The organism is Pseudanabaena sp. PCC 9330 (assembly GCF_055795045.1).
The window spans coordinates 1-648 of the sequence record NZ_JAYFES010000041.1 but is presented as its reverse complement, the minus strand read 5'-3'; the positions used below and the strand labels follow the sequence as shown (position 1 = coordinate 648).

Sequence of the window (648 nt, the reverse complement as noted above, 5' to 3'; positions counted from 1 at the left end):
CATGCCGACAACGGGCTTGCGGTCATCGGTATTGCCCGGCGTTAGGGCAACGGCCAGCAGCTCACCGTGGTCGTTGATGATGAGATGTAACTTAAAGCCGAAATACCATCCCACCGACGATTTGCCCCAACCCGCCAAGCTCTTAAACGTTTTGTGAGCCTTGGCCCGCTTGATCTGGCAAACCGCTACCGAGGTGGAATCGATGAAACTAATGCCAGTAACCTCGCCAAAACAGCAGGTGTTTAGAAAGCCTACTAAGGCCATAAAGCTCCAAGGCATTAGCTCTACGAACCGTCCGTAGCTGACTAAATTGGGAAAGGCGTCCCGCCAGTCAGGCAAGACCTTTTGTTTGTAAAAATCCTTAAATGTCCGATAACCCGAGCCATGGAAGGCGATGACGATAGTCATTACTTCGCTGATGCTCAACCGAGACTGATAGCCTTTCGGCTGGCCATCGCACGGTAGTCGAGGGATAGCTCGTTCACAGAGCCGCCCAAACTCGCGATAGAAGTCGTCAACGTCGCAGAAGATTTGGGTCAGGTCGAGGCGCGCTAGACTCAAAGACATGGCTGAGGTGCTTAGAATTCAACACTTTGAGCGTAACCCTCAGCCTTTCTTTCTGCACTTCACTCGTTGTCGAACTCAGGT

The 648-nt window shown here is 52.0% G+C and carries 1 protein-coding gene; it reads right to left on the bottom strand.

Annotated features, from left to right (window positions below):
* A partial coding sequence (locus AC0QKW_RS00720; protein ID WP_473149149.1) for a transposase occupies nucleotides 1–567 on the bottom strand: 567 nt, incomplete at its 3' end.
* Nucleotides 568–648 lie beyond the last annotated feature (81 nt).